Raw genomic sequence first — 20,332 nt, forward strand, 5'->3', positions numbered from 1 at the left:
ACGCGTCAGGTGAGGGCCGCGACCACGGTGGAGTGGAACCTCCCCACCGCGGTGTCCACGCTCCGGATGAAGGTGGCCCCGGCTTGGCCGCCCTTGTCGGGGAGGCCCTTGTAGAGCGAGAGCCGGAAGCCGGTCGGGCGGGAGTCGTGCCGCGGCAGGAGTTCGCCGGGTACGAGCCGCAGCGCGCTCAAGGTCCGGGACGGCCCCTGGGGCGTCCCGTCGACGAGTGCCTCGACGTGGAGGCCGGCGGGAGCGTCGGCGAGCTGTCCGACCAGGCGCTCGGCCCAGTCGGACGGACGTCCCTGCTCCGGCGCGGGGACCTCGATCGAGGTGCACAGCTTCTTGGCGCGCAGGTCCGCCGTGAGCAGCAGGTTCCCCGGCGCGTCGTCGATCCTGATCTCGGCGTGCAGACGGCCCTCGTCGGCCAGCCGGTCCGCGGCGGCGGTGAGACGGCCCAGAGCCCCCTCGGCCCGGTCGGTGCGCTTGATCACCGGCCGTACCCGGACCCCGAGTTCACCGCCGAGCTCGAGGCAGATCTGCTGGGTGAGGCGCTCCCAGCTCTCCACCACCTGGAGGGCGCGCTCGTCGCCCCGCTGGAGCTTGCTCAACTCGACCGCGTTCCGCACCGGTACCCAGGCCGGGCCCATGCGCTGGAAGCCGTGGCAGCCCGAGTGGTCGTGCCGGAGGTAGTGGAGGAGCTCCTGGAGCAGCCAGGCGTGTGCCGGGTGCCCGAGGCCCTCGTGCCGGATCAGCATCTTCGCCTGGTGCGCGATCTCGGCCCACGACAGGTGCCAGAGCCCGACCCGATGCCGGCCTGCGCTGTCGGTCCGCACCTTGACCAGCGGGAGGCCGTCCACGGCCACGTCGTTGGAGACCGTGATCACGGCGTCGTCCTCCCGGTGCGCGGCGATGTCCAGATAGTCCTGGATCTGAGCCGACTTCAGGGGATTGCCGTTGGTCTTGGACTCGACCAGGGCCCGCCACGGCCCCCCGGCGCGCTCGACCACGATCACGCCGTCCGGGTACCTGGTGCCCTTGCCGTGCGGGAGCTTCACCTCGGTGAAGGTCTCCATCCGGCCGGCCGGTGCGCCGAACGGAGCGGTGAGCCGGCGGCCGAACTCCGGCACCTGGGCCATCACGGCCAGCAGCACGGACGTGGCCCGGACTTCGCGTTCGTGGTCGTTCTTGAGCGTCGGGGCGGGGAAGAGGCGGGCCGGGTGCCACTGGGCGTTCTCGGCGAAGGAGTCCTTCGCCTCCTTCGGCAGTGTCACCTTCTTCCTGGTGGTGCGCACGGGCCCGGCCACCGGGGTGGCGGAAGCCACTGACGGGGCCGCGACGACCGGGGACGGGGGCTCGTCGTCGACCTCGACCCCGAACGCGGTGGCCAGCCCGGCCAGGCCGGTGTCGTAACCCTGGCCCACCGCACGGAACTTCCAGTGCCCGGCCAGCCGGTAGAGCTCGCCGAACACGAGGGCGTTCTCCGCGCCGGAAGGCTCGATCGCGAAGCCGAGCAGCTGCTCGCCGAAGGAGTCGGCGAGCCCGACCCGGAGGGCCTCCAACTGGCTGAAGGGGGCGAGCTGATGACGGCTCGCGGCGATCACGACCCGCTCGACCTCGGCGGGCAGTGCCGAGAGGTCGATCCCGATCCGGTCCTCCGCGCCGCTCTCCGTCAGGCGCTGGCCGAGCAGTTGGACGCTGCCGTCCGCGGCCGCCGGGTTGTTGTAGAAGAGGAAGTCGGCGTTGCTGCGGACCTTGCCGTCCGCCGTGACGAGGAGGACGGAGACGTCGGCGTCGCCCTCACCCGTGGGGCTGCTCCAGCCGACGCTCACGACGAAGGGGTCGAGCTCGGTCGTGAGGGTGTCCAGGCCGATGTTGGCGCCCTTGGTCATCTCGTGCACGGTCGGACCTCCCGGGGCCGGGCCGCCGGCGACGGAAGGGGCGGCCTCAGCGGAGCGGAGTGCGCCGTGGGTCGACGGCCGGGCGGTAGCTGGAGCCTACTCCGGGGGCCGTGCGTGTGCCCTCGATCGGATGTGGGCCGATCGGGGGAAGCCGTCAGGTGGGGTCGCGTGCGCCCCACCTGACGGGAGGTCAGGACTCCTTGGTCCAGATCAGCTTGCGGCCGGTCTCGGCCGGGGCGGTGGGGGTGTAGTCCACCGTGCGGTCGAGGTGGTAGCCGAGGGTGCGGGGGATGGCGGCGCTGGGGTGGTTGGCCTCGTCGCAGCGGATCTCGACGCGGGTGATGCCCGGGAGGGCGAGGGCGGCGTCGGTGAGGGCGGCGGCGGCGTTGGTGGCGATGCGGCGGCCGGTGTGGGAGGCGGAGACCCAGTAGCCGATCTCCAGGGCGCCGGCGCCGATCCGGCCGTGCAGGCCGAAGGCGCCGACCACGCTGCCCGGGTCCTCGTCGAGGCCGGCCAGGTACATGAAGTCGGTGCCGTCCTCCCAGGCGGTGATGCCGGCCAGGGCGAGCTCGCGGGTGTGCTCGGGGGTGGGGGCGGAGGCGGCCCACTCCATCCAGGGGCGGAGGTGGTCGAGGTTGGCCACGGTGGCCTCGTTGAGACGGTCCGAGTCCGCAAGGGTGCGGCGGCGCAGGTGGACGCCGTCGGGGAGGGTGATCAGCTCCGGCGGGCGGCCGGGGGTGAGGGGGGACTGGGCGGGGGCGGCTTCGGGGGTGGTCTCGCTCATGCGCGGATTATGCCTTCCCTTTACCGCCCCCGACCAGGGGGTTTTTCGCTGAACGGACTCCGCTGCCGGTATTCCGGACGGAGTGTCAGAGTCGGACCAGGACCTCGTCGAGTGGCTTGCGGTGGAGGTCGGGCACCCGGGCGTCCTCGGCCGGGTAGCCGACCGGGATGACGTACGCGGCGCGCTCCTCCTGCGGGCGGTCGCAGACCTCGTTGAGGAACTTCATCGGGCTCGGGGTGTGGGTCAGGGTGGCCAGCCCGGCCTGGTGGAGGGAGGCGAGCAGGAAGCCGACGGCGATGCCGACCGACTCCTTGGTGTAGTAGGGCCGGGGCGAGTCCGGGCCCTTGTGGACCTCGAAGACCACGATCACGGCCGGGGCGTCCTCGAGGAAGGGCTTGTGCCAGTCGGTCCCGATCGGGGCCAGGGCGGTGAGCCACTCCTCGGAGGCGCGGTGGTCGTAGAACTCGCGCTCCTCGGCCTCGGCGGCCTCGCGCAGGCGGCGCTTGCGCTCGGGGTCGGTGATCACGACGAAGCGCCAGGGCTGGACGTGTGCGCCGCTGGGGGCGGTGGAGGCGGTGCGGATCGCCCAGTCGATCACCTCCTCGGGGATCGGCCGGGTCGAGTAGTCGCGGACGGTGCGGCGCTGGTCCATGACCTCGTGGAAGGCCTGGGTGCGGGCGGCCGCCTCGTGGGCGGGCACGGTCATGGGGCGGAGCGGCACGGTGGGGTGGGTGGCCGCCGGTGCGGTGCTGTCAACCATGGCGCACAGCACAGCACATGACGGGGGGTCGGGGGAAGGTCTGGACCACTCTCCTTCCGGGCCGGTGCGGTCGGGCAGGTTCAGTCGGAGTGGTCGCCGGCCTGGGTGGGGCGGGCCCGGACGTGCATCCGTTCGCCCTGGGCACCGAACAGGCTGAGGAACTCCACCGGGCGGTCGCCCGCGTTGGCGAAGGCGTGCGGGGTGCGGGTGTCGAACTCGGCGGCCTCGCCCGCCTTGAGCACCAGGTCGTGTTCGCCGAGGTGCAGCCGGAGCCGGCCGGAGAGCACGTAGAGCCACTCGTAGCCCTCGTGGGTGCCCCGCTCGACCGGGGTGCCGGGCGGTGTGCGGTCCGGCGGGATGACCATCTTGTAGGCGTGCATGCCGCCGAGGTTCCTGGTCAGCGGGATGAAGGTGCGGCCGTGCCGGGTGAACGGGCGGGCGTGGATCCTCGGGTCGCCGGTGGCGGGGGCGCCGACCAGCTCGTCCAGCGGCACCCCGTACGCCTGGGCCAGCGGCAGCAGCAGCTCCAGGGTGGGTTTGCGCCGGCCGGACTCCAGCCGGGAGAGGGTGCTCACCGAGATGCCGGTGGTCTCGCCCAGCCGGTTCAGGGTGAGGTCGCGGGCCTGGCGCAGCGCCCGCAGGCGCGGGCCGACGGCGGTCAGCACGGGTTCGAAGTCCATCCGTCCATTTGCTGCTTCGGCAAGGTTCTTTGTCAATCGCGCGGGGCCGGGTGCAGGCTCGGGGACGTGGAGGCGGGGACGTGGAAAGGAGGCCCGAGATGGAGCGGTACGACGTGGTGGTGGTCGGCGGCGGTGCGGCCGGCCTGAGCGGAGCGGTGACGCTGGCCCGGGCCCGGCGCTCGGTCCTGGTGGTCGACGAGGGCCGCCCGAGGAACGCTCCGGCGGACGGGGTGCACGGTTACCTCGGCCGCGAGGGCACCCCGCCCGGCGAGCTGGTCGCGGCCGGCCGGGAGGAGCTGCGCGGCTACGGCGGGCAGGTCCGCCGGGGCACGGCGGTGGCGGCGGAGCGCGGGGCGGACGGCGGTTTCGTGGTCCGGCTGGCGGACGGCGGGGAGGTGGCGGCGGCCCGGCTGCTGGTCACCACCGGTCTGGCGGACGGGCTGCCGGAGCTGCCCGGGCTGGCCGAGCAGTGGGGGCGGGGCGTGCTGCACTGCCCGTACTGCCACGGCTGGGAGGTGCGGGACGAGGAGATCGGGGTGCTCTCCACCGGGCCGTTCGCGGTGCACCAGGCGCTGATGTGGCGTCAGTGGAGCGAGCGGATCACGCTCTTCCGGCACACCGGGCCCGAGCTCGACGCGGAGCAGCGCGAGCAGCTGGCGGCGCGCGGCATCGAGGTGGTCGAGGGCGAGGTGGCCGAGGTGGTCGGCGGCGCGGACGGCCGGATGGCCGGGCTGCGGTTGGCCGACGGGCGGCTGGTGCCGTGCCGCGCGCTGACCGTCACCACCCGGCTGACCGCCCGGGGCGGCGGGCTGCTGGAGTCGCTCGGCCTGGCCCCGGTGGAGCAGGAGCGGGACGGGCACGTGATCGGCACGCACTTCGCGGCCGACCCGGTCGGCGCCACCGCCGTGCCCGGGGTCTGGCTGGCGGGCAACGTCACCGGGCTGATGGACCAGGTGGTGGCCGCGGCGGCGGCCGGCGTACGGGCCGGGGCGGCGGTCAACGCCGACCTGACGGCCGAGGAGACGCGCCGCGCGGTCGCGGCGTACCGGATGCGGGAAGAGGGAGAGAACAGTATGGGCAACCACGAGCACGGGCACGGACACCAGCACGGGCACCAGCGCGGCGGCGCGGCGGTGGAGGAGTTCTGGGACGGCCGCTACGGCGAGAGCGAGCGGATCTGGAGCGGGAACCCGAACCCGACGCTGGTCCGGGAGGCGGCCGGGCTGACGCCGGGCCGGGCGCTGGACCTGGGGTGCGGGGAGGGCGCGGACGCGCTCTGGCTGGCCGAGCGGGGGTGGACGGTGACCGCGACGGACGTGTCGAAGGTGGCGCTGGAGCGGGCCGTGGAGCACGCGGCGGCGGCCGGGCCGGAGGTCGCGGCGCGGATCGACTGGCAGCGGCACGACTTCGGGGTCTCGTTCCCGGAGGGGGAGTACGAGCTGGTCTCGGCGCACTTCCTGCACTCGCCGGCCGACGTGGAGCTGGACCGCGACGTGATCCTGCGGTCCGCGGCGGCCGCGGTGGCCGTCGGCGGCACGCTGCTGGTGGTCGGGCACTACGAGCACCCGTCCTGGGCGCAGGACCGGCACCCGGGGATGGTCTTCCCGAGCACGGACGAGGTGCTCGCTGCTCTCCAACTGCCGGACGGGGACTGGGTGGTGGAGCGCAGCCAGCTGGAGCCCCGGGACTTCCCGTCCCCGGACGGCACCCCGGGCACCCGGACCGACAACCTGCTCAGGGTCCGCCGCGTGCGTTAGCGGTCACGCCGGGGGCGCGGGGAACTGCGCGCGGTGGAAAGGCAGCACCTGCAACTGGCTGATGGTGGTTCAGTTGCAGGTGGGCCGCCTTCCGCCTCGCGCAGTTCCTCGCGCCCCCGGAGGTGCAGCCTCGGTCAGAGTTCCACGACGCGCCCGTCGGCGACCTGGAGGCGGCGGTTGACCGTGACGGCGTCGAGCATGCGGCGGTCGTGGGTGACCAGCAGGAGCGTCCCCGTGTAGGAGGCGAGGGCGGACTCCAGCTGCTCGATGGCGGGCAGGTCCAGGTGGTTGGTGGGCTCGTCCAGGACCAGGAGGTTGACGCCGCGGCCCTGGAGGAGGGCCAGGGCGGCGCGGGTCCGCTCGCCGGGGGAGAGGGTGTCGGCGGGGCGCAGGACGTGGGCCGCCTTGAGGCCGAACTTGGCCAGCAGGGTGCGGACCTCCTCCGGGTTGGCGTCCGGGACGGCCGCCTGGAAGGCGTCGAGCAGGGGCTCGCCGCCGAAGAACAGCCCGCGCGCCTGGTCCACCTCGCCGACCAGGACGCCGGAGCCCAGGGTCGCGCTGCCCTCGGTGAGTTCGAGGCGTCCGAGCAGCGCGGCCAGCAGGGTGGACTTGCCCGCGCCGTTGGCGCCGGTGATGGCGACCCGGTCCGCCCAGTCGATCTGGAGGTCGACCGGTCCGAAGGAGAAGTCGCCGCGGGAGGCCCTGGCGCCGCGCAGGGTGGCCACCACCGAGCCGGAGCGCGGTGCGGAGGCGATCTCCATCCGCAGCTCCCACTCCTTGCGGGGCTCCTCGACCACCTCCAGCCGTTCGATCATCCGCTGGGTCTGCCGGGCCTTGGCGGCCTGCTTCTCGGTGGACTCGGTGCGCATCGCGCGCCCGATCTTGTCGTTGTCGCTGGACTTGCGGCGGGCGTTGCGGACGCCGTTCTCCATCCAGCCGCGCTGCATCCGGGCCCGGGCCTCCAGCCCGGCCTTGGTGTCGGAGTACTCCTCGTACTCCTCGCGGGCGTGCCGGCGGGCCACCGCGCGCTCCTCCAGGTAGGCGTCGTAGCCGCCGCCGTAGTGGTTGATCTGCTGCTGGGCGAGGTCCAGCTCCAGCACCCGGGTGACGGTGCGGGTGAGGAACTCGCGGTCGTGGCTGATCAGCACGGTGCCGGCGCGCAGGCCCTTGACGAAGTTCTCCAGCCGCTCCAGGCCGTCCAGGTCCAGGTCGTTGGTGGGCTCGTCGAGCAGGAAGACGTCGTAGCGGGAGAGCAGCAGCGAGGCCAGGCCGGCCCGGGCGGCCTGGCCGCCGGAGAGGGCGGTCATCGGCAGGTCGAGGCTGATCTTGAGGCCGAGCGAGTCGGCCACCTCCTCGGCCCGCTCCTCCAGGTCGGCGCCGCCGAGGTCCAGCCAGCGGTCCAGGCTGGTGGCGTAGGCGTCGTCCGCGCCGGGGCGGCCCTCGACCAGGCCCTCGGTGGCCTCGTCCAGCGCGGCCTGGGCGGCGGCCACGCCGGTGCGGCGGGCCAGGAACTCGCGGACCGACTCGCCCTCCCGGCGCTCCGGCTCCTGCGGCAGGTGACCGACGTTGGCGGTCGGCGGGCTCAGCTTGAGCGAGCCGCCCTCCGGGCTGGTCAGCCCGGCCAGCAGCTTGAGCAGGGTCGACTTGCCCGCACCGTTGACCCCGACCAGCCCGATCACGTCGCCGGGGGCGACGACCAGGTCCAGGCCGGAGAAGAGGATGCGGTCGCCGTGGCCGGCGCTCAGGTCCTTGACTACGAGAGTGGCACTCATGATGCGGCCGATTTTACGGGGCCCGGGGAGAGCCTCCGAATAATCCGTTGCGGGCCCCACCGGGTGGCTCCTACCGTGGTCCACGGCTCGCAAGCAATCCCAAGACTGGAGAAGGCCGTTGCTCTACTGAGGTCCTGAGACACCGTTCCCGCCGTGATGACGTCACCTCCGGCGGTGCGCGTGCGCGACCTCAGTGGAGAGCCCTGTCCTCCCTGCCGTGTGCCCGTAGCGGTGTCTCCCGTGTGCCCATCCACCACGGCGACCACCGGGAGGCCAACCATGGCGCAACCCACCACCGTTTCCATCCGCTGCACCGACCTCTGCTTCGAGTGGCCCGACGGCCGCAGCGTGCTGCACGACTTCCAGCTCGTGGTCGGCCCCGGCCGCACCGGGCTGATCGGCCTGAACGGGGCCGGCAAGTCCACCCTGCTGAAGCTGCTCGCGGGCGAGCTCGCACCGACCTCCGGCGGCGTCCGGATCGGTGGCGAACTCGGCTACCTGCCACAGGACTTGACCCTGGACACCACCCAGCGGGTGGACCAGGCCCTGGGTATCGGGCAGACCCGTGAGGCGCTGCACGCGATCGAGGCGGGCTCCGTCGAGGAGCGCCACTTCGCCGCCATCGGCGACGACTGGGACGTCGAGGAGCGCGCCCACGCGACCCTCGCCGGGCTCGGCCTCGGCCGGCTCGACCTGGACCGCACCGTCGGCGGGCTCTCCGGCGGCGAGGCGGTGCTGCTGCACCTGGCCGCACTGCTGCTGCGCCGCCCGGACGTGCTGCTGCTCGACGAACCCACCAACAACCTGGACCGGCGCGCCCGTTCACTGCTCTACCAGGCGGTGGAGCGCTGGCACGGGGTGCTGGTGGTGGTCAGCCACGACCGCGAGCTGCTCCAGCACGTGGACCAGATCGCCGACCTGCGGGACGGCTCGGTCACCTGGTACGGCGGCAACTTCGCCGACTACGAGCGGACGGTGGCCGCTCAGCAGGAGACCGCCGAGCGGCTGCTGCGGGTGGCCGAGGCCGACGTGCAGCGCCAGAAGCGGGACCTGATGGAGGCCCGGACCAAGCTGGACCGCAGCGCCAGCTACGGGCGGAAGAAGAGCTTCGAGCGGAACGACCCGAAGATCATCCGAGGGGCGCTCAAGCGCAAGGCCGAGGTGACCGCGGGCAAGGTGACCGGCCTGCACGTGGAGAAGCTGGCCGAGGCCAGGGAGCGGCTGACGGTGGCGGAGGAGGCCGTCCGGGACGACGCCGAGATCCGGATCGACCTGCCCCGCACGGCCGTCCCGGCCGGGCGGACGGTGCTCGGCCTGGACCGGGTGCGGCTGGTCCGCGGGCCGGCCGAGCCGGTCTCGCTGGAGCTGCGCGGCCCCGAGCGGATCGCCCTGCTCGGGACCAACGGGGCCGGGAAGTCCACCCTGCTGCGCACCATCGCGGGCGAAGTCCCGTTCGTGGAAGGCCTGTTGGACACCCCGGTGCCGGTCCGGCACCTGCCGCAGCGGCTCGACCTGCTGGACGGGGCGCTCTCCGTGGTGGCCAACGTCAAGGCCTTCGCGCCGGGGGCCGGGGACAACGCGGTCCGGGCCCGGCTGGCCCGGTTCCAGTTCCGCGGCGCCCGGGCCGAGCAGCCGGCCGGGACGCTGTCGGGCGGCGAGCGCTTCCGGGCCACCCTGGCCGCGCTGCTGCTGGCCGACCCGCCGCCGCAGCTGCTGCTGCTCGACGAGCCGACCAACAACCTCGACCTGGCGAGCGTGCGTCAGCTCACCCAGGCGCTCTCGGGGTACCAGGGGGCGCTCGTGGTCGCCAGCCACGACGTGCCGTTCCTGCGCGGGCTCGGCATCACCCGCTGGCTGGAGCTGGACGAGCGGGGGCTGCGCACCGTCGACCCGATGTGACGGTGAGCTGCCGCCGAGCAGGGGGTACCGGGGGTCTGTCGGCCCCCGGTACCCCTTCGGTACCATCGGGCCCATGCCAGCGCTCAACATCGAGTACACGGAGCACGAACTCGCCGCCATCCGCGAGGCGGCGGCGGCCGACGGCAAGAGTGTGAAGGCGTACGTGCACGACCTGAGCGTCCGGGAGCAGCAGCGCAGGGTCTTCGTGAACCGCGCGGTGGCGTTCTGGAACGAGCACGTCGAGGAGTTCGACGCGGCCTTCCCCGAGGACGCGCCGACGACGGGGAGCCCGGTGGCGTGAGGACCGTGCTGCTCGTCGACATCCGGTGGCTGCTCGACGTCCAGGAGCAGGCCTACCCCGAGGACCTGACGGTGAGTGACTACTCGGCCCTCCAGGCCGCGGTGGCCCGCCACCGGGTCAACACCGCCCAGCTCGGCCACGACCCCGACCCGGCCTGGCGGGCGGCCGCCCTGATGCACACCATCGTCCAGCTCCGCCCGCTGCCGGTGCGCAACAACCTCTACGCCTGCATGACCACGGCGGCCTACATGCACGCCGCCGAGGAGGGCATCGACCCGCCCTACGGCGCCCTGGTCGAGCTCGCCCGCGACGTCGCGGAGTCCCGTGCCGACATCTTCGCCGCCGCCGACCGGATCAGGTCCTGGCGGATCTGACCGGACCCGGTCGGCCTCGCTCGGTTCCGGTCATCGGAGGGCGAGTATCGGCCATGCGGCCGCGCGGGGAACGGGAGTTGGGCTGTGATGGCCCGATTCACCGTAGTGCGGACGACGGTTTGGGGCCGACGTGGAGAACGAGGGCAGCGCAGCGCCGACGGGCGGGGCCGGGGCGGGCGAGGAGCGGTTCCGGGGGTTGTTGGAGGCGGCGCCGGACGCGATGGTGATCGTGGACGGGGCGGGTCTGATCCGGTTGGTGAACGCGCAGACGGAGTCGTTGTTCGGCTACCGTCGTTCCGAACTGCTGGGCCAGCCGGTGGAGTTGTTGATCCCGGGTCGGTTCCGTGGGCTGCACGGGAAGCACCGTGAGGGGTATGCGTCGGCGCGGCAGGTGCGGCCGATGGGTGCGGGGTTGGAGCTGCACGGGCTGCGCAAGGACGGGACGGAGTTCCCGGTGGAGATCAGCCTGAGTCCGCTGGAGACCACGGACGGTCTGCTGGTGTCGGCGGCGGTGCGCGACGTCAGCGACCGCAAGGCCGCCGAGCAGCGGTTCCGGGGGTTGTTGGAGGCGGCGCCGGACGCGATGGTGATCGTGGACGGGGCGGGTCTGATCCGGTTGGTGAACGCGCAGACGGAGTCGTTGTTCGGCTACCGTCGTTCCGAACTGTTGGGCCAGCCGGTGGAGTTGTTGATCCCGGGTCGGTTCCGTGGGCTGCACGGGAAGCACCGTGAGGGGTATGCGTCGGCGCGGCAGGTGCGGCCGATGGGTGCGGGGTTGGAGCTGCACGGGCTGCGCAAGGACGGGACGGAGTTCCCGGTGGAGATCAGCCTGAGCCCGCTGGAGACCACGGACGGTCTGCTGGTGTCGGCGGCGGTGCGCGACGTCAGCGACCGCAAGGCCGCCGAGCAGCACATCAACCAGCTGGCCGCGCTGGTCGAGTCCTCCCAGGACGCCATCCTCGCCAAGACCCTGGACGGGTACGTCACCTACTGGAACGCCGCCGCCCAGCGGATGTACGGCTACTCCGCCGAGGAGGCGATCGGGCGTCACGTGGGGATGCTGGCGCTGCCCGAGTACGCGCACGAGATCGACGCGCTGCTGGAACTGCTGGCCCGGGGCGAGAAGATCGAGCACTTCGAGACCCTGCGGGTCACCCGGGACGGGCGCCTGCTGGACGTGGACGTCACCCTGTGGCCCACCCACGCCGCCGACGGCACGGTGGACGGCGCCTGCGCGATCGTCCGCGACATCAGCGACCGCAAGCGGGCCGAGGCCGAGCTGCACGCCCTCTACGAGCAGCAGCGGCACATCGCCCTGACCCTCCAGCGCAGCCTGATGGGCACCCCGCCGGCCATCCCCGGGCTGGCCACCGCCAGCCGCTACCTGCCCGCCACCCAGGGGGCCGGGGTGGGCGGCGACTGGTTCGACCTGATCCCGCTGGGGGCCGGCCGGGTCGGCATCGTGATCGGCGACGTGATGGGGCGGGGCCTGGACGCCGCCGCCGTGATGGGCCAACTACGCGCCGCCGCCCACGCCCTGGCCAAGACCGGCATGGAGCCGAGACAGCTGATGCAGGCGCTGGACGCGATCGTCGGCGACCTGGACCAGCCGGACCAGCTGGTCACCTGCTGCTACCTGACGCTCGCCCCGGACACCGGCGAGGTGACGGTCTGTTCGGCCGGCCACCTGCCGGCCCTGCTGGTCGATCCGGCGCTGGGCGTACGGGTGCTGGAGGCCCCGGTCAGCGCACCGCTCGGGGTCGGCGGGATCCCGCACCAGCAGACCCGCACCGCCGTCCCGCCCGGCGCGGCCCTGGTGCTCTACACCGACGGGCTGGTGGAGACCCCCGGCGGGGACATCGAGTCCCGGCTGGCGGAGCTCACCCGCACCCTGGGCGAGGCCTTCGCCGCGCCCGCCGACCGGACCGAGACGGACGACGGCCTGGAGGCGGCGGCCGACCGGGTGCTGGCCGCGCTGCTGCCCGACGCGCGGGGCCACGACGACGACGTCACCCTGCTGCTGGCCCGGCTGCCGGAGGCCCCGCTGGCCACGGCCGGCACCGACCTGCCGGGGCTCCCCTCGGCGGTCGCGGAGGGCCGGGCCTTCCTCGGCAAGACGCTCACCGCCTGGCACTGCGCCCATCTGGCGGACGACGCGCGGCTGTTGGTCTCCGAGGTGCTGACCAACGCGATCAAGCACGCCCGCGGCCCGTTCGCCCTCCAGGTACGCCGGGCGGCCGCCGAGCTGACGGTGGAGGTCAGCGACCGCAGCCCGCACCTGCCGCAGCCCCGGCTGGCCGACCCGGACGACGAGTCGGGCCGGGGCCTGCTGCTGGTGGAGGCCCTCGCGGCCAGCTGGGGCGTGCGGCCGACCGAGGAGGGCAAGACCACCTGGTTCACCCTGCGGTCCTGAGCGGTGGGGCCGGGCCCGTCCCCCGTGGTGCGGCGAACGGGCCCGGCGAGGGGCAGTACGGGTCGGCGCGGGTCAGGCCGGGACGACCGTGATGTCGTCGCACCAGCCGTAGCCGGTGCCGCTGCGGGCGTAGCAGTAGACGCGGGCGCTGGTGGCGGCCGGTCCGGTGGTGAAGGTGGTGGAGCCCTGGGTGTAGGTGGTGCCGGTGAAGGCGGCCCGGGTGGTGGAACCCGCGGTGTCGTACTGCTTGACGCCGAGGGAGAGTTCGGTGCCCGCTGCGGAGACCCGGCCCCAGCCGGAGAGGCGGTAGGTGGTGTTCGGGGCGAGGGCGATCACCTGTTCGGCGGCGGCCTGGGCCGGGCCGACCCGGACGGCGCGGGCGCCGGAGTGGGCGTTGGCGGTGTCGAGGGTGACGCCGCCGTAGTACGTCCAGGGGGAGAGGGTGGCGTCCTCGAAGCCGGGGTTGCGGACGGCGTTGGTGACCACCGGGGCGCAGGTGGAGTCGTCGAAGGCGGAGAGCTGGGCGAAGCCCCGGTCCGGGCGGCAGACGGCCGGGACGGCGGTGCCGAACCAGTCCCGGCCGCCGTTGCCCGCGATCGGTGAACCGGTGCGCAGGGCTGGGGAGTTGGCGGTCAGCCGGTAGTCCTCGGGGGCGGTGCCGCCGGGGTTGGCGAAGAGCGGGTCGGCGGTGGACTTCTCCGGGTCGGCCGGCTCGTTGGCCGGGTGGTTGCCGTGGAGGGTGTTGGCCTGCCAGGTGTAGTCGGCGGCGGTGTAGTTGGTGTAGCCGCCGGTGCCGAGGTTCTGGAAGACGTTGTTGGTCAGCCGGGTGATGGTGGAACCGGAGCCGTCCTGGATGATCGCGGCGGTCGAACCGGCGGGCAGGTAGGCGGTGTTCTGGTAGATCCGGGCGTTCTTCTCGCCCACCGCGTACAGCCAGCGGCTGCGGTCGTCGACGCTCAGGTTGTAGCGGACCACGGTGCCGGTGGAGCTGGAGCCGGCCCCGCAGGCGCCGCAGAAGAGCATGAAGCCGCCCTCGTTGTGGTGGCTGTAGTTGTACTGGAAGAGGGCGTCGTTGTTGCCGTAGTCGGAGTCGAAGGCCATCCCGTCGTTGTTGTCGGCGAGGCGGCGGACGTGGTGGACCTCGTTGAACTGGACGGTGGTGGCGTCGGAGTTGATGGTCCAGATGCCCGCGTTGGAGCCCATCGGACGCATCGCGATGTCGTAGGCGGTGTTGTGCTCGACCAGCGCGTGGTCGGCGGCCCGGACCACGATGCCGTCGCCGCCGGTGTCGTTGATCGTGTTGCCGCGGAAGACGATCCGGGTGGAGGCCCGCCAGTTGACGGTGGTGCCGCAGCCGTCGCCGGTGCCGTAGGAGGGGCGGCACATCCAGGTCGAGCGGTTGGTCAGGCCCTCGCGGTCGACCCGGGAGATCCGGGAGTCGCTCACCAGGACGTCGTCGAAGTTGGTGGGCGTGGTCAGGCCGGAGACCCGGAACTGGATGCCGTTGGACCACTTGGTGGTGTCGCCGTTGACGTCGTGCACGTAGAGGTCGTCGGCGACGTAGTGGGTGCCGACGCCGTCGGGCAGGTCGGCGATCTCCACCAGCAGGCCGTTGCGCTCGCGCTTGGTGGTGTTGGTGTCGGGGAAGGTGATCTCGAGGTCGCGGATCTCCCACTGCTCGACGTTGTAGAGGTGGACGGCGGCCTTCTCGGTGGAGGCCGCATCGCCCTGGACCACCGGACGGGAGGTGGAGGTGCCGTACCCGGCCAGGGTGACGGGGGAGCCGGGGGCGCCGGAGCCCTGGGGCCTGAGGGTGCCGAGGCAGGTGGCGCCGCGCTTGAGGAGGAGCTGGTCGCCCGGGCCGAACACGTGGGCGTTGGCGGTGGCCAGGTTGTTCCAGGGGCTGGCGGCCGTGCCGGTACCGTTGGTGGGCGCGGAGCAGTCGAGGTAGTGGGCTCCCGCGGCGGCCTCGGCCGCCGGAGCGGGGAGGACGGCGGCGGTGACCGCGAGGAGGGTGAGGGCTATGCGAGGCAGGAGCATGAGTGGGGTTGACTCCTTGAGCGGTGAACGGATCACTGCAGACCGTTAGATCAAACGGCGATCGAATGATACAAAGTGATCAGACGGTCGCGACAGACCCGTGCACCCGCGAACCTGGAGAAGGAAGCCCATGACCATCTCGGCCGACGAACGGCGGACCCGCATCACCGAGGCCGTCCGCGAGCTCGGCACGGTCCGGGTGGCGGACCTGGCCACCCGCCTCGGCATCCCCGCCGTGACCGTCCGCCGCGATGTCGCCGCCCTCGCCGAGAGCGGCCGCCTCAACCGCTCGCACGGCTCCGTCTCGCTCGCCGCCGCCGACCCGGCCGCGCCGGTCCCCGCCGGCGAGCGGGTGATCGGCATGCTGGTGCCCACCGTGGGCTCCTACTTCGACGAGGTGATCGCCGGCGCCCGGGCCGCCGCCGCGAAGGCCGGCGCCCGCCTGGTGCTCGGCATCGCCCCCTACGAGGCCCGCGACGACCAGGAGCAGGCCGCCCGCCTGCTCGACTCCGGCGTGGACGGTCTGCTGCTCACCCCCAACTGGCAGCCCGGCGGCCGCGCCGAGGACTCCGCCTGGCTGGGCCGCCTCCCCGTCCCCGCCGTCCTGGTCGAGCGCCGCGCGGCCCCCGAGAGCCCCGGCGCCGAACTCGACTCCGTGGTCTCCGACCACCGCCACGGCGCCCTGCTGGCGCTGCGTCACCTGGCCGCCCTCGGCCACACCTCCGTCCTGCTGGCCGCCCGCGAGGACACCTGGACCGCCCACCAGGTCCGCACCGGCTACACCGCCGGCGCCGAGCTGCTCGGCCTCACCGCCCACCCGGTGATCGACCTGCACCGCCCCGGCGGCGGCCCCGCCGACCCGGCCCTGGTGGCCGAGAAGATCGCCGCCGCCGCCCGCAAGGGCACCCGCGCGGTGCTGGTCCACAACGACCAGGATGCCATCCAACTCCCGCCCGTGCTGCGCTCGCTGGGCCTGGACGTGCCCACCGACGTCGCCCTGATCTCCTACGACGACGTCTTCGCCGCCCTGGCCGCGCCCCCGCTCACCGCCGTCGCCCCGCCCAAGCAGGCGGTCGGCGCCACCGCCCTCTCCCTGCTGCTCCGGCGGCTGGGCGGGGAGCCGGACCTCCCCGCCCACCACATCGAGCTGCTGCCGAGCCTGAAGGTCCGCACCTCCTGCGGCGGCGCGGCCTGAGCCGGCGTCAGCAGTACTTCCGCCGGCGGTACTCGCGTCAGCAGTACTTGAACGAGCTGATCTTGTCGTTGATCCAGTTCGGCAGGTACGGCCACTGCTCGTGCGGGCCGATCTTGAACTCGGCACCGCCGTACCAGTTGTGCTCGTAGAAGCAGATGCTGCTCCCGGTCTTGTTGACGACCGAGGAGGTGACGTCCTGCATGCCCTTGTCGCCGGCCGGGCCACGGCCGAGCTTGCCCATGTCGCCGACGTTCTGGTTCGACCCGAAGGCGCTGTACTTGGACTCCAGGGCGAAGTGGTGCGCGATGAAGTTGGCCTCCGGCCAGAGGCAGACGTAGCCGTTGGGGCAGGACCCCTCCCCGTGGCTGATGTCGTAGACGCTCGCGGCGTTGGCGGAGGTGGAGAGGGTGAGGACCAGTCCGGCCGCGACGGCGGCGGAGAGTCCGAACTTGGCGAGCTTGGTCTTGGAGAACACGGTGTACCTCTTCTTCTGTGGAGGGGATCTACGGGTGGTCAGCAGTACTTGAAGGAGCTGATCCTGTCGTTGATCCAGCCCGGCACCGAGGCCCACTTCTCCCGGGGCCCGATCCTGAACTCCGCGCCGCCGTAGTTGTTGTGCTCGTAGAAGCAGATGCTGCTCCCGGTGTTGTTCACCACCGAGGAGGCCTCGTCCTGCATCCCCTTCCAGCGCCAGAGCTTGCTCTCGAAGACGATCTTCCCCATGTCCGGGGTGTTCTGGTCGGAGCCCACGGACCCGTAGTCGGTGCCGCCCTTGGGGTTGCCGCGGTGGAAGTCGTTGTCGCTCCACAGGCAGACCCAGTTGGCCGGGCAGCTGCCGGAGCCGTTGTTGATCTCCTTGAGCACGTCGGCGTTGGCCGGCACCGTCGAGGCGACCAGCGCCCCGGTCAGGGCGGCGGCTCCCAGGGCGAGACGTACGGCGGTGGTGCGAAGCTTCACGGTGGACTCCTCTGCGGTCACTGTCAGGTGCTGCCCCGGGGTCCGTTCTCCCGGGCGCAGCACCACAGTGCCGCCCGGGCCGTACCGGCGGCCTCAGTCATCTGACGGTCCGTCAGGGTACGGAGGATTGGCTGACGGAGCGCATCCGGGCGGTCGTCAAGACGTGAGGACCGCAGAGCTCCGAGGACCGTCAGGGCTTGAGGCGCCCGAGGGTGAGACCGCCGGAGGCCCGCTTGAAGAGGTACTCGGCGCGCTCGTAGGAGAGCCGGGCCCGGCCGGTGTCCGGACAGAGGTCCGCGGCGGGCAGGCGGGCCGGGCCGGGGCGGCGGTCGGTGAGGAAGAGCGGGCCCCGGGTGCGGCCGGCCAGCAGCTCGGGGAGCAGCCGGGCGGTGCCGGAGCGCCAGCTGATGGTGGAGCGCCGGCCGTCGCCGCTCCGGGCCCGGCGGTCCTCCAGGTCCAGGTCCTCGACGTCCAGGGCCAGCACGGCCTTCACTCCGGCACCGGACTCGTGGAGCAGCCGCCACAGCACGCGCTCGCGGACCGACGTGCCGGGCAGTGCGCAGAGCGCGTCCAGCCGGGCCGGGCTGACCGCCCCGGCGGCCCGGGGTCCGGGCTCGGCCCGCCGCTCCAGTGCCGTCGCCAACTCCCCGGCCAGCCCGGGAAGTCCGGCCCAGAGGGCGAAGGACCGCACGGCCGCGCGGTGCCGGTTCCAGGTCCGGGCGGCCGCCGTGCCCCAGGCGGTGGCGAACACCCCGGCCACCTGAGCGGCCGTCAGCCCGTCCAGCGGCAGGCCCTCCCCGAGCGCCAGGCAGAGCCGCCGCACGGTCTGCCCGTAGGAGCGGGCGGTCGAGGCGTCCAGCTCCGGGCGGGCCAGGAAGGCGCGGGTGGCCGGGCCGAGGGCGGGGCCCTGCGAGGTGCTCGGCCGCGAGGTGCTCGGCCGTGCGGTGTCGAGGGCTTCGGCGCGCGCGAGCAGGAAGGCGCGTTCGGCGGCGTTGCGGGTGAGTTCGGCCGCGCGGAGGAACTCCGGCCGGGCCTCGGCCGGCCGGTGCAGCCGGGCCAGCAGATCGCCCCGGACGCTCGGCAGCAGGTGGTAGTCGCGCAGCGCGGGTTCGGCGGTCAGCTCGTCGGCCAGGTCGAGCCCGGCCTGCGGGCCGCGGGCCATGCCGACCGCGACGGCCCGGTTCAGCCGGACCACCGGCGTGGGCAGCAGCCGGGCCAGCGCCCCGTACAGGGCGGCGATCTGCGCCCAGTCGGTGGCCTCGGCGGTGGGCGCCTGGGCGTGGCAGACCGCGATCGCCGCCTGGAGCACGTACGGGCCGGGCGGGCCGCCGAGCTCGCGGGCCCGGAGCATCGCGGTGAAACCGCGGCGGATCAGCAACTGGTCCCAGCGGCCCCGGTTCTGCTCGTGCAGCAGCACCGGTTCGCCGGCCGGGCCGGTGCGGGCGGCCGAGCGCGAGGCCTGGATCTCCATCAGCGCCACCAGACCGTGCACCTCGGCCTCGCGCGGGGCCAGCACCGCCAGCAGCCGGCCCAGCCGGAGCGCCTCCTGGCAGAGGCCGGGGCGCATCAGGTCGTCGCCGGTGGTGGCCGAGTAGCCCTCGTTGAAGATCAGGTAGACGACCTCCAGGACGGAGGCCAGCCGCCCCGTGAGCTCCTCGCCCTCGGGTAGTTCGAAGGAGACCCGGTGCTCGGCCAGGGTCCGCTTGGCGGCGGCGATCCGCCGGGTGACCTCCGGGCCGGTGGTCAGGAAGGCACGGGCGATCTCGGCCGGGGTGAGGCCGCCGAGCAGACGGAGCGTCAGGGCGGCCCGCTGGGCGGCCGGCAGCACGGGGTGACAGGAGACCAGCATCAGCCGGAGCACGTCCTCCGGGTCGTCGTCCGGCGGCCGGTCCTGGTGCTGCTCCTGGAGCTGCTCCTGCGTCAACTCGTGGGCCAGCTGGCCCTGTCGGCGCTCCTGCAGCTGGGAGCGGCGGATGTGGTCCACCGCCCGGCGCCTGGCGATGGTGGTCAGCCAGGCGCCCGGGTTGTCCGGGACGCCGGTGCGGGGCCACTGCTCCAGCGCCGCCACCAGGGCGTCCTGGGCCAGCTCCTCGGCCAGCCCGAGGTCGCGGACCATCCGGACCAGGGAGGCGACGATCTTCGCCGACTCCAGCTTCCAGACCGCGTCGACCGTCCGGCGGGTATCCAGCACGGTCCTCATCCCACCACACCGGCCCCGGTGCGTGTCTTGCGTGCCGGGGCCGGTGTGGTGGGGGTGGATCGGGCATGAGGGCGGATCAGGCGGTGAACACCTGCTGGAGGCGGCTCTGGCCGTCGCCGACGATCCGGCGGAAGCGGCGGGCCAGCTCGACCGCCTCCTCCTGCGAGCGGACCTCGACCAGGGCGAAGCCGGCCACCGCCTCCTTCGCCTCGGCGAACGGGCCGTCCGTCACCGTGATCTCTTCGCCGGAGGAGGAGACCAGGATCGAGGCCGGGTCCAGCCCGCCGGTGGCCAGCAGGACACCGGAGGCGGTCAGCTCCTCGATGAAGGCGCCCATCTCGGCGAAGAGCTTCTCGTCGGGGGTGGAGCCGTCGGCGTTGGTGGTCATCAGGTAGCGCATGGGGTTTCTCCTCGGGTGGGTGCTGTTGCTGCTTCCACCGGTACGTCGAACGAGGCGATGTGACAGGGAACGGGCCGCGTTCCCTGTCACACCGGCCGGACGACGTGTGAGTGAGGAACCACCCGCCACCCCGGAGGAAGAACCCGCCATGACCACCTACACCACCTCGGCCGTCACCGCCCGCCCCCGCCCCCGCCCTCGTCCCCGTACCCGCACGCTGCTCGCCCTCGGCGCGGCGGTGATGCCGGTCTGGACGGTGGTGGCCTCGGCCCAGGCCCTCACCCGGGAGGGCTTCTCCGTCCTCCGGCACCCGCTCAGCATCCTGAGCAACGGCCCGCTGGGCTGGGTGCAGATCACCAACTTCCTGGTCACCGGCCTGCTGATGGCGGCAGGGGCGACCGGGCTGCGCCAGGCGATGCGGGGTCAGGCCGGTGCCACCTGGGTGCCCCGGCTGGTCCGCCTCGGCGGCCTCGGCATGGTGGCGGCCGGCGTCTTCGTGATGGACCCGGCCGACGGCTTCCCGGTCGGCACCCCGGCCGGACCGCCCGCCGCCCTCAGCTGGCACGGCTACGCCCACATGGCGGCCGGTTCGGTCACCTTCCTCTCCCTCATCGCGGCCTGCTACCTCCTGGGCCGCCACTTCCGCCTGGCTGGCGACCGCACCTCGGCCGTCCTCTCCCGGACCGCCGGCACCGCCCTGCTGCTCGGCAACGGCTGGGCGATGGGCGGCGGCCCGGCCGGTTCGCTGACCCTGGCCGTCGGCGTGATCACCGCGATGGCGTGGATCTCCCTGGTCTCGGCCCGGCTGCGCCGCACCGCCTGACCCACACCCCTGCCCCGCACCTCCCGACCTGCACCGCCTGACCCGCCGTCAGCATCCTCCGGCCCGGCCCCGTGGAAAT

General features: G+C 73.3%; 17 protein-coding genes and 1 pseudogene. 7 read left to right on the plus strand and 11 right to left on the minus strand.

Translation table 11 applies throughout. The features are described from left to right. Positions 1-5: 5 nt before the first annotated feature. From ACIA8O_RS18850 to ACIA8O_RS18865, 4 genes are all read right to left on the minus strand, one after another. Positions 6-1,889, minus strand: coding sequence for a TerD family protein (locus tag ACIA8O_RS18850; RefSeq protein ID WP_396295332.1), 1,884 nt, complete (start codon positions 1,887-1,889; stop codon positions 6-8). A 199-nt stretch (positions 1,890-2,088) separates the two neighbouring features. Continuing rightward, positions 2,089-2,682, minus strand: a complete 594-nt coding sequence (locus tag ACIA8O_RS18855) for a GNAT family N-acetyltransferase (RefSeq protein ID WP_396295004.1) — start codon at positions 2,680-2,682, stop codon at positions 2,089-2,091. 85 nt (positions 2,683-2,767) lie between these two features. Further along, a complete protein-coding gene (locus tag ACIA8O_RS18860; protein ID WP_396295005.1) occupies positions 2,768-3,442 on the minus strand; it encodes a nitroreductase family protein in 675 nt (224 codons plus the stop codon). A gap of 80 nt (positions 3,443-3,522) precedes the next feature. Next, on the minus strand, positions 3,523-4,122 hold the full coding sequence (locus ACIA8O_RS18865) for a helix-turn-helix domain-containing protein (protein WP_396295006.1): 600 nt from the start codon (positions 4,120-4,122) through the stop codon (positions 3,523-3,525). Positions 4,123-4,220: 98 nt separating this feature from the next. On the opposite strand from ACIA8O_RS18865, the gene ACIA8O_RS18870 reads away from it, so the two are divergent. Further along, positions 4,221-5,879, plus strand: a complete 1,659-nt coding sequence (locus ACIA8O_RS18870) for an FAD-dependent oxidoreductase (RefSeq protein ID WP_396295007.1) — start codon at positions 4,221-4,223, stop codon at positions 5,877-5,879. Positions 5,880-6,013: 134 nt separating this feature from the next. Here the strand turns inward: ACIA8O_RS18870 and ACIA8O_RS18875 are convergent, their stop codons facing one another. Further along, entirely contained in the window at positions 6,014-7,651 is a 1,638-nt protein-coding gene (locus ACIA8O_RS18875) for an ABC-F family ATP-binding cassette domain-containing protein (RefSeq protein ID WP_396295008.1), read from the minus strand. A 279-nt stretch (positions 7,652-7,930) separates the two neighbouring features. On the opposite strand from ACIA8O_RS18875, the gene ACIA8O_RS18880 reads away from it, so the two are divergent. The 4 genes from ACIA8O_RS18880 (at position 7,931) to ACIA8O_RS18895 (ending at position 12,638) form a co-directional block, all read left to right on the plus strand. Beyond that, positions 7,931-9,550, plus strand: coding sequence for an ABC-F family ATP-binding cassette domain-containing protein (locus ACIA8O_RS18880; RefSeq protein WP_396295009.1), 1,620 nt, complete (start codon positions 7,931-7,933; stop codon positions 9,548-9,550). Positions 9,551-9,623: 73 nt separating this feature from the next. Next, on the plus strand, positions 9,624-9,851 hold the full coding sequence (locus tag ACIA8O_RS18885) for a hypothetical protein (protein WP_396295010.1): 228 nt from the start codon (positions 9,624-9,626) through the stop codon (positions 9,849-9,851). After that, positions 9,848-10,225: a toxin Doc gene (locus ACIA8O_RS18890; RefSeq protein WP_345286792.1), complete on the plus strand. Its 378-nt coding sequence runs from the start codon at positions 9,848-9,850 to the stop codon at positions 10,223-10,225. Before ACIA8O_RS18885 ends, ACIA8O_RS18890 begins: the two co-directional genes overlap by 4 nt. A gap of 130 nt (positions 10,226-10,355) precedes the next feature. Continuing rightward, positions 10,356-12,638, plus strand: a complete 2,283-nt coding sequence (locus tag ACIA8O_RS18895; protein WP_396295011.1) for a PAS domain S-box protein — start codon at positions 10,356-10,358, stop codon at positions 12,636-12,638. Positions 12,639-12,710: 72 nt separating this feature from the next. Here ACIA8O_RS18895 and ACIA8O_RS18900 read toward each other — a convergent pair whose 3' ends face one another. After that, a complete protein-coding gene (locus ACIA8O_RS18900; RefSeq protein WP_396295012.1) occupies positions 12,711-14,678 on the minus strand; it encodes a carbohydrate binding domain-containing protein in 1,968 nt (655 codons plus the stop codon). Between the two features lie 130 nt (positions 14,679-14,808). Between ACIA8O_RS18900 and ACIA8O_RS18905 the strand changes: the two genes are divergently transcribed. Then, entirely contained in the window at positions 14,809-15,873 is a 1,065-nt protein-coding gene (locus tag ACIA8O_RS18905; RefSeq protein ID WP_396295013.1) for a substrate-binding domain-containing protein, read from the plus strand. A 37-nt stretch (positions 15,874-15,910) separates the two neighbouring features. Here ACIA8O_RS18905 and ACIA8O_RS18910 read toward each other — a convergent pair whose 3' ends face one another. The 5 genes and pseudogenes from ACIA8O_RS18910 to ACIA8O_RS18930 all read right to left on the minus strand — a co-directional run bounded on the left by ACIA8O_RS18910 (position 15,911) and on the right by ACIA8O_RS18930 (position 19,430). Further along, a complete protein-coding gene (locus tag ACIA8O_RS18910) occupies positions 15,911-16,348 on the minus strand; it encodes a peptidase inhibitor family I36 protein (protein ID WP_396295014.1) in 438 nt (145 codons plus the stop codon). A 38-nt stretch (positions 16,349-16,386) separates the two neighbouring features. Further along, positions 16,387-16,830 (minus strand): peptidase inhibitor family I36 protein, encoded by a 444-nt coding sequence (locus tag ACIA8O_RS18915; protein WP_396295015.1) that lies wholly within the window; start codon positions 16,828-16,830, stop codon positions 16,387-16,389. A 190-nt stretch (positions 16,831-17,020) separates the two neighbouring features. Next, positions 17,021-17,653, minus strand: coding sequence for a hypothetical protein (locus tag ACIA8O_RS18920; RefSeq protein WP_396295333.1), 633 nt, complete (start codon positions 17,651-17,653; stop codon positions 17,021-17,023). Positions 17,654-17,782: 129 nt separating this feature from the next. Continuing rightward, positions 17,783-19,030, minus strand: a pseudogene (locus ACIA8O_RS18925) (RNA polymerase sigma factor); the annotation flags it as partial. A 76-nt stretch (positions 19,031-19,106) separates the two neighbouring features. Further along, positions 19,107-19,430 carry a YciI family protein gene (locus ACIA8O_RS18930; protein WP_396295016.1) on the minus strand — a complete coding sequence of 108 codons (324 nt, stop codon included), beginning with the start codon at positions 19,428-19,430 and terminating at the stop codon, positions 19,107-19,109. A gap of 148 nt (positions 19,431-19,578) precedes the next feature. Between ACIA8O_RS18930 and ACIA8O_RS18935 the strand changes: the two genes are divergently transcribed. After that, positions 19,579-20,253, plus strand: a complete 675-nt coding sequence (locus ACIA8O_RS18935; RefSeq protein ID WP_396295017.1) for a DUF998 domain-containing protein — start codon at positions 19,579-19,581, stop codon at positions 20,251-20,253. Positions 20,254-20,332 lie beyond the last annotated feature (79 nt).

Origin of the sequence: Kitasatospora sp. NPDC051853, from assembly GCF_044452665.1 — a bacterium.
Taxonomy (GTDB): Bacteria; Actinomycetota; Actinomycetes; order Streptomycetales; family Streptomycetaceae; genus Kitasatospora.